This is a genomic window from Pantoea sp. AS-PWVM4 (genome assembly GCF_000468095.1).
GTDB classification, from domain to species: domain Bacteria; phylum Pseudomonadota; class Gammaproteobacteria; order Enterobacterales; family Enterobacteriaceae; genus Pantoea; species Pantoea phytobeneficialis.
In genome coordinates this window covers 96,934-109,865 of sequence record NZ_ASZC01000014.1, presented here as the reverse complement: position 1 = coordinate 109,865, position 12,932 = coordinate 96,934, and the positions used below count along the sequence as shown (strand labels likewise).

The window sequence follows — 12,932 nt, the reverse complement described above, 5'->3', positions numbered from 1 at the left end:
ATGTTAATCCTGTTCTGCTGCGGCCAGACGCAAGTAGCACTGGTGAAGTTCAGCAACACGCGGCAGCGCATCATCAGGCGTGCCGCTATTATCGATGATGTCATCCGCGACGGCCAGGCGCTGTTGTCGGCTGGCCTGCGCGGCAAGAATATTTTGGGCTTGCGCGAGGGATATCCCGTCGCGTTGTTGCGTACGCTGCAATTGGGTTGCCTCATCCACATCCACCACCAGCACGCGATTTGCCTGATGTTGCAGGCCGTTTTCCACCAGCAACGGCACCACCCACAGCACATAAGGTGAGGTAGTGAGTGCCTTTAACTGCTGAGTTCGCGCATTAATTAATGGATGCAACAATTGGTTCAGCCAGTTTTTTTCCTGCGGCTGCTGAAAAATAATTTCGCGCAACCGTGCACGATAAAGCGTGCCTTCTGCCGTCAGGATCGATTCGCCATGACGTTTAACGATCGCCTGCAATGCTGGCGTACCCGGTTCAACTACTTCTCTGGCAATGGAGTCGGCGTCGATGATCTCGGCACCCAGCGCCGCGAAGGCATTGGCGATGGTGGATTTACCACTGCCAATGCCACCCGTTAGCGCAACGGTAAAAGGCATAGCGTTTTCCTGGAATCTGCACCGTCATGCTGCCACAACCTGCGTAAAACTTAAGGCAAGATGAGAGCAGGATCACAATCGATTTTCTCAGCTAAATTTAACGGATTGTAGCTTAAATAAAGTGAAATTCGCAGTCTTGTCGCAGAACGAATGGCGCGTATGATAACGACACTGGAGCCGTGAGCGCTACCCGAACTGAGGTTCGATGCCACTAACCAGGACACCCGTTATGCGTATTGAAGAAGATGTAAAACTGGGATTTAAAGACGTACTGATCCGCCCTAAACGTTCCACTCTCAAAAGCCGTTCAGATGTTGAACTCGAGCGTACTTTTACCTTTAAACACTCTGCTCTAAGCTGGACTGGCGTACCGGTTATCGCCGCTAATATGGATACGGTCGGTACTTTCACTATGGCAGAAGCGCTGGCAGGATTTGGCGTGCTGACCGCCGTGCACAAACACTACAGCGTCGAAGACTGGCAGGCGTTTATTCAGCGCGTGCCCGCATCGGTGCTGGGGCATGTAATGGTGTCTACCGGTACGTCAGAAGCAGACTTCAGCAAACTCAGTGCCGTTCTGGCGCTTTCACCTCAACTTAACTTTATCTGCATCGATGTTGCTAATGGTTATTCCGAGCACTTTGTCGCGTTCCTGCAACGTGCGCGCGAGAGTTTCCCGGATAAAACGATTTGTGCCGGTAATGTGGTCACCGGAGAAATGGTGGAAGAACTGATTTTGTCTGGTGCGGATATCGTGAAAGTGGGTATTGGTCCCGGCTCAGTCTGCACCACACGCGTGAAAACTGGGGTGGGTTATCCGCAGCTTTCAGCCGTGATTGAATGTGCAGATGCTGCTCATGGGCTGGGGGGGCAGATCGTCAGTGATGGCGGTTGTGCCGTACCGGGTGATATCGCCAAAGCCTTTGGTGGCGGAGCCGATTTTGTCATGCTTGGCGGTATGCTGGCGGCACATGATGAGTGTGAAGGCACTATCGTTGAGGAGCAGGGTGAGCAATTTATGCTGTTTTATGGCATGAGTTCAGAATCAGCCATGAAGCGCCATGTTGGTGGTGTTGCGCAGTACCGTGCGGCAGAGGGCAAAACCGTTCGGCTGCCGCTGCGTGGTCCGGTTGACGACACGATTAAAGATATCCTCGGTGGCCTGCGATCGGCATGTACTTATGTTGGGGCGGAAAGACTCAAAGAGCTGACCAAACGCACCACTTTTATTCGTGTGGCGGAACAGGAAAATCGGGTATTTACTCGCTGATTCACCGGTAGCGGCGCGATTTATCGCGCGGCCTTTTCTGACTTCGTGTACGAAATTGCGCGAATAATCACGCCGCTACGAATAAAAATGCACGCCCATCAGCGAATAGCATCACCCAGGCCAAATACCGGCAGATACATCGCAATTACCAGTGTCCCCACGATGCCGCCAATCACGACCATCATCATGGGTTCAAGTGCTGCGGCCAGAGACTCTGCGCGGCTCAGCGTATTCTGCCGATGCCATTCCGCCAGGCGTGACAGCATGACATCTAAAGCACCTACCTCTTCACCCACTTTAATGAGTTGGGCACATAGGGGAGTGAACAATTGATGTTGTAGCAGAGCCTGGTGCAAGGGTGCGCCAGCGGCAATATGTTGCTGCAATTCCCTGATAGCCTCACGCCAGAGTCGGGCAGCCAGTGTGACTTCCACCGCTTGCAAACTTTGCAGTAAGGTCAGGCCGGCCCGCTGTGTCAGTTGCAGAATGTCATAAATTTGCGTGAGCTGGCTGCCGCGCCATAACGGTGCCAGCAATGGCAGCCGCAATAGCCAAAGTTGGCATTGACGCTGCCAGCGGGGAGATCGTCGATAAAATTGTTGAACCAGAATGGCAACGGCTCCGCAGGTCAACAGTAACGGTAAAGCAACCGCCTGTAGCAAGGCTGATAATGCCATCACACCGGCAGTGAGTGCCGGGAGTGGTGCATCGAAGCTGGCGTACACCGAGACAAATTCCGGCAAGACAAATAGCAGCATGCCAGCACTCACTGCTATCGCGACCAGCATAATGAACAATGGATAGCGCAGTGCCTTGACCACTTTCTGACGCAAAAGCTGTTGGCCGGTTTGCTGTTGCGCCAGTTGGCGGCAACATTCGTCTAATTGCCCGGTAAGTTCTCCTACCTGCATTAATGCCGGAAACAACGGCGGGAAAATTTGCGGCCAGTCGCGTAATGCCTGGGAAAAGGGTACTCCGGCAAGCACCCGTTGCTGCAACCCTCTGAGTAATGTACGCCAGCCGATATCGGGATGTCCTTCGGCAAGCAGAGCCAGGCTTTCTGCCAGAGGAAGTCCTGCCTTGAGCAGCGTGGCAAGTTGTTGGATGAGGTTGCTTTTTTGCTGCCACTTCCAGTCGCGTGCACGCCAGCACTTCCCCCGTTTCCAACTCACGGCCATCATTCCACGATCCGCCAACTGGTGCAGCAGTGCATCCGGGGTGGAGATTAATGATTCACCGTTTTGCAGTAAACCCGCGCTATCCAGTGCCTGCCAGCGAAAATGATAGAGATTAGCCATTGCCCAATCCAACCACGCGTTGCATCTCTTCCAGTGAGGTTTCCCCTCGACTGACCGCTTCCAGTCCGGCGGCGACCAGCGTTTTCATTCCCTGCTGATTTGCCAGTGAGAGCAGATGCTCCAATGGCATATCAGCAGAGATGGCGTTCTGCAATTTGGCGGTCATGGGCAGGAGTTCGAAAAGTGCCAACCGCCCATAGTAGCCAGAAAAACAGTGGTCGCACCCCGGAGCCCGCCAGGTCTGAAGCGTTCCCGGCCATAATTCGGGGGGCAGGTGAGCAATTGCCTGCCCCGGTTGGCGGCAATGTATACACAGGCGTCTTACCAGCCGTTGTGCAACAATCAGTTGCAGCGCCGGACCTAGCAGATAGCCGGGGATCCCCATTTGCCGTAGCCGCGTCAGGGTTTCAGCGGTTGAGTTGGTATGCAGCGTAGAGAGGACCAGATGACCGGTTTGCGCGGCTTTGACGGCAATCCCCGCCGTCTCCGCATCACGTATTTCACCCACCATGATGATGTCCGGGTCCTGGCGCAATAAGGCGCGCAACACCAGATTAAAATCCAGCCCACTGCGGGGCTGAATTTGTGTCTGGTTGATACCTTCAAGCGGAATTTCCACCGGATCTTCAACACTACAGACGTTTTTTTCCGGCACATTGAGTGCACTCAATCCGCTGTAAAGGGTGAAGGTTTTGCCGCTACCGGTTGGGCCGGTTACCAGAATCAACCCCTGTGGTTTCGCCAGTGCCGTGCTGAACTGACGCAACTGGCTGGTCGGCATGCCGAGTTTATCCAGCGCAATCGCGCTATTTTCGCTCTGCATTAAACGTACAACCGCTTTCTCTCCGTGGCTGATGGGTAAGGTGGAGAGACGAAAGGCGGCCTGCTTCCCTTCCAGTTCCAGGGTAAATTGCCCATCCTGCGGCAATCGTCGTTCAGCAATATCCAGCCCGCCGAGAATTTTCAACCGGGCCAGCACCGCAGCGGGTTGAGCATCGGGTAATTGCGCCAGCTTGTGCAGGACACCATCAATACGCAGCCGAACACGCAACGCGTGATGCTGTGGCTCAAAATGGACATCGGATGCACGACGTTGTAATGCCTGGCGCAGAATATACTCCACTGCGTTGATGGCAGACTCCACCGCAGCCTGTTCTTTGGGCATCTCAGAACGCCCCGGCTCGTGGAGTTGCTGCTCGATTCGGGCGGCTGGCCAGCACTCCACCTCGACTTTGCACTGACTGGCAAATTGCAGTGCCTCCAGCAGCGCCGGTTCAGGTGTACCGGACACAGCCACGCGCAGCAAAGTGTCATCATGATGCAGGATTATAGCGTTATGACGCCGACACAGCGTCTTGAGCATGTCATCAGGCTTCTCCATGACGTCCACCTTTGTCAGCAAAGCGGAACTGTTCCAGGCAGTTTTCGCGCAGGGTGCTGTTGTCGCTGTTACAGCTACGTTGCCAGTCAAGCGTGCCATCGGTGCTGTTCCACACCGGTTGCATCTCCACCGTTAATCCTGACAGGCTTTCCTGCCCGGTCAGCGTGATGACGCCGTTGATGACGGCAAGTGTCGCGACATAACGCGAACCTTTGGCTGCCGGTATCCCCCGATCACCTGCCTGGCATTGAGCTGGGCCGCCACGTTCAATGGCACAAAGTTCCACCGCCGTCTTGTAAGGCACCATCGTCTGTAACATATCCGTCAGAGCGGCGCGTTGTAGATAATTTTGATAAGCCGGAACACCGATTGCGCTGAGGATGGCCACAATGCCGATCACAATCATTAATTCGATGAGGGTAAAACCACGTTGTCGTTCCATAAGCAGGCTCCTTGTTGTGGAGCCGTCACGGTAAAAAAGGGGGCAGGAAAGAAAAAGCGATGAAATCAAACGGCTGGAAACGTTACGCAGAAAAGATCCGCATTTGCAGTCTGCTGAACAGGGAACTGGAAGCAACCTCGCAGATTCGCGGTGCAGCGCACCGCGACGGGACTATCAGATTTCGCGAAAACGCATGGAGAGATCAAGTGCGCGTACGTGTTTGGTTAACGCTCCTACCGAGACATAATCCACCCCGGTTTGCGCAATTTGCGGCAGTGTCGTTTCTGTCACGTTGCCGGACACTTCGAGTAATGCGCGTTTTTGTGTCAGCACCACGGCGTCACGCATCATCTCGAGACTGAAGTTATCGAGCATCACGATGTCGGCACCCGCATCCAGCGCATCCCGCAGCTCATTCAGCGTTTCAACTTCGACCTCGACCGGCACATCAGGGTGCAGCCACAACGCTTTCTCCACGGCCTGGCGCACCGAGCCACTGGCGATAATATGGTTCTCTTTAATCAGAAAGGCGTCAGACAGACCGAGACGATGATTACTACCGCCCCCGCAGAGCACGGCATATTTAAGGGCGGTTCGCAGCCCCGGTAAGGTTTTTCGTGTATCCAGTAACTGCGTATTGCTGCCTGCCAGCAAGGCCACATAATGACTGACTTCGGTTGCCACACCAGAGAGCGTTTGTACAAAATTCAGCGCGGTGCGTTCCGCCGTCAACAGCAGACGTGCCGGGCCCTGGAGTTCAAACAACAACTGGTCAGCGGTCAGGGTTTGCCCATCTTCAACATGCCAGGTGATGGTGACTTTATTACCCAGTTGGATGAAGACCTCTTCCACCCAGCGTTTACCACAGAAAACACCGGCTTCGCGTGTGATGATTTTGGCTTCGGCTTGTTTGTCTGCCGGGAGCAATAGCGCTGTGATGTCACGATCGGCATCCACTTCGCCGCCTAAGTCTTCCCGAAGTGCAGCGGCAACGGCTTCCGGGATGTCCTGCTCAATGCGCCTGATCAATGCCTGACGACGATGATCGGGATCGTAACGACGCGATGCCATACTATTTCTGCTCCAGATGACGAGAGAATGAGCGCACACCTTAGCCTGATTTTTGCGTCAATGCCAGTTCATGGCGATGAAATGTTTAGTATCCTTAACTTCCTCTGCCTTTCGCATTAACTCACAAGCTCCCGGAAAGAATCATGTTATTCTCAGCCTGACCTCAACGTAGGGAAAACGGCATGAAACTGGAAGATGGCTGGATTAGCAGTGCGCGTAAGGTGCTTTCACCGCACTTCAATCAGCGGCCGGAAAATGAAATACCTTCGGTGCTGATTATTCACAATATCAGTTTGCCGCCCGGCGAATTTGGCGGCCCGTGGATTGATCGTCTGTTCACGGGGACTCTGCCTGCGGATGCGCATCCTTATTTTGCCGATATTGCCCATTTACGTGTGGCTGCGCACTGTCTGATCCGGCGCGACGGTGAACTGGTGCAGTATGTTTCCTTTGACCAGCGAGCCTGGCATGCGGGGGCATCGCAGTTTGACGGTCGGGAAAATTGTAATGATTTTTCGATGGGGATAGAGCTGGAAGGCACCGATACTCTGCCCTATACCGATGCACAGTATGCGACGCTGGCACAGGTAACCGAGCTATTGATGCAACACTATCCGCTGACAGCGGAACGTATCACCGGACACAGTGATATTGCGCCGGAACGTAAAACCGATCCGGGACCGGCATTTGACTGGGTACGCTATAAACATGCCTTAAAGCGGGAGAATCCCTGAATCAGCAGGAGCAGGTATGACGTTGTTTAGCTTGTTATTGGTTTTAGGTTGGGAACGATTGTTTAAGCTGGGTGAGCACTGGCAGCTGGATCATCGGCTGGAGCCATTGTTTCGTGGTCGTCGGCATTTTTCGCTGCTTCGCACTCTGGTGATGACGATTATCGCCATGCTGATTGTCTGGCTGCTGGTCTGGAGCCTGAAAGGGTTGCTTTTTGGTGTAGTGCAGCTGTTGTTCTGGATTGTCGTGGGATTGCTGTGTATTGGCGCAGGTTCGGTACGCCTGCATTATCACACTTATCTGAAAGCGGCGAGTCACGATGACCAGGCGGCGCATCAGGCGATGGCGGCAGAGCTGACGCTGATTCACGGGGTGCCGGTTGAGTGCAGCGAGCGCGAATTTCTGCGTGAGCTTCAGAACGCGCTGATCTGGATTAACTTCCGCTTTTATCTGGCTCCGCTGTTCTGGTTCGTGGTGGGCGGTCCTTACGGGCCAGTGCTGCTGGTGGGCTACGCCTTTCTGCGAGCCTGGCAAAGCTGGCTGGCAAAGCATCATACTCCGCTGGAACGCGCGCAATCAGGTGTTGACCGCATTCTACATCTGCTGGACTGGATTCCGGTGCGTCTTGCAGGCGTTGCCTACGCGTTACTGGGGCATGGTGAGCGAGCGTTGCCAGCCTGGTTCGCCTCGCTGACTGACTGGCATCGCTCGCAATATCAGGTGTTGACCAGTCTGGCGCAGTTCTCCCTGGCGCGGGATCCCCATGTTGATAAAGTGGAAACCCCGCGCGTGGCTGTTGCGCTGGCAAAACGCATTTCCCTGGTGCTGGTGGTGGTGGTCGCGCTGCTGACCATCTACGGTACGCTGGTGTGATCGGCGGGCGGCACACCAAAATCCGGTGTGCCGTCCTCACGCCAGGCAAAGTATTTCAACCGCGTATGGCGATTAGGATCCCATAACGGATCGCCCTCAATTTCCGTGTAGTTACGCGCGTGATAAACCAGTACATCCTTCCCTTGTTCGTCGACGGTAAAGCTATTGTGGCCTGGTCCGTATTGATGATTGTCCCAACTGGTGTTGAAGACCGGGCGCGCTGATTTTTGCCACGCGGCTGCTTGCAGTGGGTCGGCATCCGCATCAATGCTGAGAATTCCCAGACAATAGTTTTCATCCGTCGCGCTGGCGGAGTAGGTGACAAACAACCGCTTACCATGACGAATCACCGCCGGACCTTCGTTCACGCTAAATCCGGCGCATTCCCATTCATACTCCGGGCGGCTCAGCATCTGTGGCGTGCCTTTCAGCGTCCAGGGATTAAGCAATTCAGCGAGATAAAGATTCGAGTTACCTGGGATAGCGGGATCTTTCTGCGCCCACAGATACCAGTTTCTTCCCTGATGAACAAAATGCGTGGCGTCGAGTGAGAAGCTGTCTAACGGCGTATGCACCCGACGCACCGGCTGCCAGTGGCCGGTCAGCGGGTCAATATCGCTACAAACCAACGCGTACATGCGGTGCTGGAACAAGCCATCTTTAATTTCACGCGTGGGGGCAGCAGCAAAATAGATCACCCACTGGCCGTTGATATGATGCAGCTCGGGTGCCCAGATCAGTGCGCTAAACGGTCCCGTGTCCGGTTTGTGCCAAACCACAACCGGTTCAGCCTCGGGCAGTTCTGCCAGCGTGGCTGCATAACGTATTTCCAGACGATCATATTCAGGCACTGACGCGACAAAGTAATACCCGTTGTCATGACGGAGAATAAAAGGATCAGCACGTTGCGTGATAAAGGGATTAGGCCAGGAATGACTCATTTAATTTCTCCGGGTTCGATAACGGCGGCAGAGGAGGGACGTGATGTTTGCAGATCGCGAAAGTCCGCGCGGCGCAACGCCAGATCGTCCTGAATGGTACGCATCAATTTTCGATCCACTTTCAGCAGACGGACGACACCGGCGGTGATCAGATAACCAACGCCAGGAATAATGGTGAATAGCAGCATAATGCCGTTGATTGCCTGGTCTGATTGTTGTTTCGCCCCGGCATCATAGCCATAGATGGAGAGCAGGAAACCGACCATCGCCCCGGCGACGGCCAGTCCGACTTTGAGGAAAAACAGGTTGCCAGAGAAGCTCATGCCGGTAATGCGTTTGCCGGTTTTCCACTCGCCATAATCATCAACATCGGCCATCAGCGACCAGTGCAGCGGTGAAGGAATTTGATGCAGGATATTCAGCAGGAAGTAGGCGATCACCACGCTCAGAGTGGCATGCGGGTTGATCCAGTAGAAACCAGAGGAAAACAGCGCCAGGGCGATGTTCGTCCAGAAAAACACTTTTAATTTGCACCAGCGATCGGTCAGCACTTTTGCCAGCGTGCTGCCCAGCATCATGCCAATGACGCCCAGGCTGATAAATAAGGTGGCAAAATGGGTCGACTGACCCATTACCCAGGTGACGTAATACATGGTAGCGGCCATGCGGATAAAACCCGGGCAGACGTTGCAGAATGTCAGCAGCAGAATGCGTACCCACTGGTCATTTTTCCACACGTCACGCAGGTCGTTTTTCAAATCATCATTGGTGGGTACCGCCGGGCGAATACGCTCACGTACCGTGGCAAAGCAGAACAGAAACATCGCCAGGCCAATCAGTGCCAGCACGCTCATCGCCATCTGATAACCACGCGCTTTGTTGTCGCCGCCAAACCACTCGGCCATTGGCAACAGCGACAGGGACAAAATCAATGTGGCAACCCCGACCATGACAAAACGGTATGACTGGCAGGAGACACGTTCACCCGGATCATTCGTGATGACACCACCCAGCGAGCAGTAAGGAATATTGATGGCGGTGTAGGTTAATGACATCAAAAAGTAAGTAACAAAGGCCCAGATGACCTTGTTTTCATAGCTCCAGTCCGGAGTGGTGAACATCAACACGCTAAACAGAACATAAGGGACGGAGATCCACAGCAGCCAGGGGCGGAAACGGCCCCAGCGGCTTTGCGTGCGATCGGCAATGGCACCCATAATCGGGTCTGTCACCGCATCCAGTACCCGCACGGAAAGCAATAAGGTGCCGACCAGCGCCGGTGCGAGGCCAAAAACATCGGTATAGAAATAGTTAAGGAAGAGCATGATGGCACCGCCAATCATGTTACATCCGGCATCGCCCATGCCGTATCCCAGCTTTTCCCGAAATGAGAGCGCGGTTCCTTTCATTGTTGTTCTCCAGTAATAACCAGTGGGAAAATTATTAGCGGAAAATCAGCAATCTGGCGGGGACCATTTGGTCAGGATGATGGACAAAACACCTGGGCGGAAAAAAGTGTGAGGAAGATCTAAAGAAGGAAGATCTCTGCCCGCCGATCAAGGGCGGGCAGAGTGGGCAGATTTACGCTTGCTGCGCTTTGTTTTTAATCGCGTAGCCGATAGCCAGTACTACCAGCCAAACCGGAATCAGCCAGACCGAAATCGCCATGCCGGGAGTAATCGCCATAATCACCAGAATACCGGCGAGGAACACCAGGCAGATCCAGTTACCCAGCGGGTAAAGGATGGCGCGGAAACGCGTGGTAACGCCCTGCTGGTCTTTCTTCTTACGGAATTTCAGGTGAGCGAGGCTTATCATCGCCCAGTTAATCACCAGCGCCGAAACCACCAGGGACATCAACAGGCCGAAGGCTTCGCCAGGCATCAGGTAGTTAATCAGTACGCAGAGGGCAGTTGCTACCGCAGACACCAGAATGGTTGCCACCGGTACACCGCGTTTATCGACTTTCAACAGGGCTTTCGGGGCATTGCCCTGCTGCGCCAGGCCGAACAACATGCGGCTGTTACAGTAAACGCAGCTGTTATACACCGACAGTGCCGCCGTCAGGATCACCACGTTGAGTGCATTCGCCACCAGCGCATCACCCAGTTCGTGGAAAATCAGTACAAACGGGCTGGTGTCAGCGGTGACGCGGGTCCACGGCAGCAGCGACAGCAGCACCGCCAGTGAGCCGATATAGAAAATCAGGATACGCCACAGCACCTGGTTGGTCGCTTTAGGGATGCTTTGCTCCGGGTTGTCGGCTTCCGCAGCGGTGATCCCCACCAGCTCCAGACCGCCAAACGAGAACATAATGATCGCCATCATCATCACCAACCCACCAAAGCCATTCGGCAGGAAGCCGCCCTGGTTCCACAGGTTGCTGACGGTCGCCTGCGGCCCGCCATTGCCGCTGAACAGCAGCCAACCGCCAAACAGGATCATACCAATGACCGCAACGACTTTGATGATGGCAAACCAGAACTCCATCTCACCAAACACTTTCACGTTGGTCAGGTTGATGGCGTTGATCACGACAAAGAAGATGGCGGCGGTTGCCCAGGTAGGGAAGTCTGGCCACCAGAACTGGATATATTTACCCACGGCGGTTAACTCGGCCATGGCAACCAGTACATACAACACCCAGTAGTTCCAGCCAGAGGCGAAACCGGCGAAGTTGCCCCAATATTTGTAGGCAAAATGGCTGAAGCTACCGGCAACCGGCTCTTCCACTACCATTTCGCCCAATTGGCGCATAATCAGAAAGGCAATAAATCCGGCAATTGCATAGCCCAGAATAACGGCCGGGCCGGCAGATTTGATGACTGAAGCGCTACCCAGAAACAGACCAGTACCTACGGCACCACCCAGCGCAATCAGCTGAATATGGCGATTTTTCAAGCCGCGGTGCAGCGTGTCGCCATGCTGTTGTTCCATACGAACCTCGTGATGTTGTTATTTTTCGCCCAATGTAAGGCTATTTTTACATAACGTACTCATTTATTTACGGTATCTGGCGTGCTGTGTGCATACGTGAGCTACCTTGGCGACCAGAATAGTGATAAGCGCGACGCTTTGCACCTGCTTTTGCTTTTTGTGCTAAGAGACGCCTGGAAAAGCAGCAGCATCCACTGCCGCGCTGACGCGGTATTTCTGACATGAATTGGTAATAAACACGAATAGCTTTCCCTTATGGTGAGTGTGGAAGGGATACGCTAAGCCTGTGTAAGGTTTGGTAAAAGCGGATTCTGTTAACAATTCACCCCGCAGCTCTATTTCTGTCTTTATCCCAGCCGTTTAGCGCATTTAACCAATGATAATCCCCTGAAGTGTGACGGCTGCCATATAGACACAAGGTGAATACTTTGTTACTTTACCGGCAACTTTTGGCAATTGGTATTACCAATTTACTCCGGACGTCAGTCACAATAAGAAGGGACGATGGCTTACAGTAAGATTCGCCAACCAAAGCTCTCCGATGCCATTGAGCAGCAGCTGGAATCCCTGATTATGGAAGGGACGCTGCGGCCAGGAGAGAAGCTGCTACCCGAGCGCGAACTCGCCAAACAATTCGATGTATCACGTCCTTCTCTTCGTGAAGCGATCCAGCGCCTTGAGGCGAAAGGGTTGCTGCTGCGCCGTCAGGGTGGCGGCACCTTCGTTCAAAAGCATCTCTGGCAAAGCCTGAGCGACCCACTGGTCAGCCTGCTTGCCCAACATCCGGAATCTCAGTTTGACCTGCTGGAAACCCGCCACGCGTTGGAAGGCATTGCTGCGTATTACGCGGCGTTGCGTGGTACGGATGAGGATCTGCAACGCATTCGCGACTGCCATGTTCAAATCCAGCAGGCCCAGGACAGCGGCGATCTCGACGCTGAAGCCGACGCCGTGATGCAGTATCAGATCGCTGTCACAGAAGCGGCCCATAATGTGGTGCTTTTGCATTTGCTGCGTTCTATGGGCCCTATGCTGGAACAAAACGTCCGTCAGAATTTTGAATTGCTCTACGCTCGCCGGGAAATGCTGGCGAAAGTGAGCGGTCACCGCGCCAGTATTTTTGAGGCGATTGTGGCTCGTGAGCCAGAACAAGCACGCGAGGCATCACACCGTCACCTGGCGTTCATTGAGGAAATCTTGCTGGATAGAAGTCGGGAGCAGAGTCGTCGTGAACGCTCCCTGCGTCGTTTACAGCAACGTAAGGAATAACGCGCGGCAACGAACGTGCGGATAAAAAGCGACGGGCCTGTCTTCTTGTGCTGTGAACTGAAGCAAAGCACAAGCAGACAGGCTCCTGACAATTCAACGTATTAGA

The 12,932-nt window shown here is 54.0% G+C and carries 12 protein-coding genes; 4 read left to right on the top strand and 8 right to left on the bottom strand.

Annotation, left to right across the window (positions count from 1 at the left end; translation table 11 throughout):
• Nucleotides 1-3: 3 nt before the first annotated feature.
• Nucleotides 4-612: a dephospho-CoA kinase gene (coaE, locus tag L579_RS13210; RefSeq protein ID WP_021184727.1), complete on the bottom strand. Its 609-nt coding sequence runs from the start codon at nt 610-612 to the stop codon at nt 4-6.
• 229 nt (nt 613-841) lie between these two features.
• On the opposite strand from coaE, the gene L579_RS13205 reads away from it, so the two are divergent.
• Nucleotides 842-1,882 (top strand): GMP reductase, encoded by a 1,041-nt coding sequence (locus tag L579_RS13205; protein ID WP_021184726.1) that lies wholly within the window; start codon nt 842-844, stop codon nt 1,880-1,882.
• 98 nt (nt 1,883-1,980) lie between these two features.
• On the opposite strand, the gene hofC is transcribed toward L579_RS13205, so the two are convergent.
• The 4 genes from hofC to nadC all read right to left on the bottom strand — a co-directional run bounded on the left by hofC (nt 1,981) and on the right by nadC (nt 6,074).
• On the bottom strand, nt 1,981-3,180 hold the full coding sequence (hofC, locus tag L579_RS13200) for a protein transport protein HofC (protein ID WP_021184725.1): 1,200 nt from the start codon (nt 3,178-3,180) through the stop codon (nt 1,981-1,983).
• On the bottom strand, nt 3,173-4,561 hold the full coding sequence (gspE, locus tag L579_RS13195; protein WP_021184724.1) for a type II secretion system protein GspE: 1,389 nt from the start codon (nt 4,559-4,561) through the stop codon (nt 3,173-3,175). The genes hofC and gspE overlap by 8 nt, the downstream gene beginning before the upstream one ends.
• Nucleotides 4,548-5,003 carry a prepilin peptidase-dependent pilin gene (gene ppdD / locus L579_RS13190; RefSeq protein WP_021184723.1) on the bottom strand — a complete coding sequence of 152 codons (456 nt, stop codon included), beginning with the start codon at nt 5,001-5,003 and terminating at the stop codon, nt 4,548-4,550. Before ppdD ends, gspE begins: the two co-directional genes overlap by 14 nt.
• Nucleotides 5,004-5,177: 174 nt before the next feature.
• On the bottom strand, nt 5,178-6,074 hold the full coding sequence (gene nadC / locus L579_RS13185) for a carboxylating nicotinate-nucleotide diphosphorylase (RefSeq protein WP_021184722.1): 897 nt from the start codon (nt 6,072-6,074) through the stop codon (nt 5,178-5,180).
• 182 nt (nt 6,075-6,256) lie between these two features.
• Here nadC and ampD point away from each other — a divergent pair, with 182 nt between their 5' ends.
• Nucleotides 6,257-6,808, top strand: coding sequence for a 1,6-anhydro-N-acetylmuramyl-L-alanine amidase AmpD (gene ampD, locus L579_RS13180; protein ID WP_021184721.1), 552 nt, complete (start codon nt 6,257-6,259; stop codon nt 6,806-6,808).
• 16 nt (nt 6,809-6,824) lie between these two features.
• Nucleotides 6,825-7,679: a beta-lactamase regulator AmpE gene (ampE, locus tag L579_RS13175; protein ID WP_021184720.1), complete on the top strand. Its 855-nt coding sequence runs from the start codon at nt 6,825-6,827 to the stop codon at nt 7,677-7,679.
• Here ampE and L579_RS13170 read toward each other — a convergent pair.
• The 3 genes from L579_RS13170 to aroP form a co-directional block, all read right to left on the bottom strand.
• Nucleotides 7,661-8,620 carry a glycoside hydrolase family 43 protein gene (locus tag L579_RS13170; protein ID WP_021184719.1) on the bottom strand — a complete coding sequence of 320 codons (960 nt, stop codon included), beginning with the start codon at nt 8,618-8,620 and terminating at the stop codon, nt 7,661-7,663. The two genes, ampE and L579_RS13170, sit on opposite strands and share 19 nt — an antisense overlap.
• Nucleotides 8,617-10,029, bottom strand: a complete 1,413-nt coding sequence (locus L579_RS13165; protein WP_021184718.1) for a glycoside-pentoside-hexuronide (GPH):cation symporter — start codon at nt 10,027-10,029, stop codon at nt 8,617-8,619. The genes L579_RS13170 and L579_RS13165 overlap by 4 nt, the downstream gene beginning before the upstream one ends.
• A 172-nt stretch (nt 10,030-10,201) precedes the next feature.
• Nucleotides 10,202-11,557, bottom strand: a complete 1,356-nt coding sequence (aroP, locus tag L579_RS13160) for an aromatic amino acid transporter AroP (RefSeq protein ID WP_021184717.1) — start codon at nt 11,555-11,557, stop codon at nt 10,202-10,204.
• A 504-nt stretch (nt 11,558-12,061) separates the two neighbouring features.
• Here aroP and pdhR point away from each other — a divergent pair.
• A complete protein-coding gene (gene pdhR / locus L579_RS13155) occupies nt 12,062-12,826 on the top strand; it encodes a pyruvate dehydrogenase complex transcriptional repressor PdhR (RefSeq protein ID WP_021184716.1) in 765 nt (254 codons plus the stop codon).
• Nucleotides 12,827-12,932 lie beyond the last annotated feature (106 nt).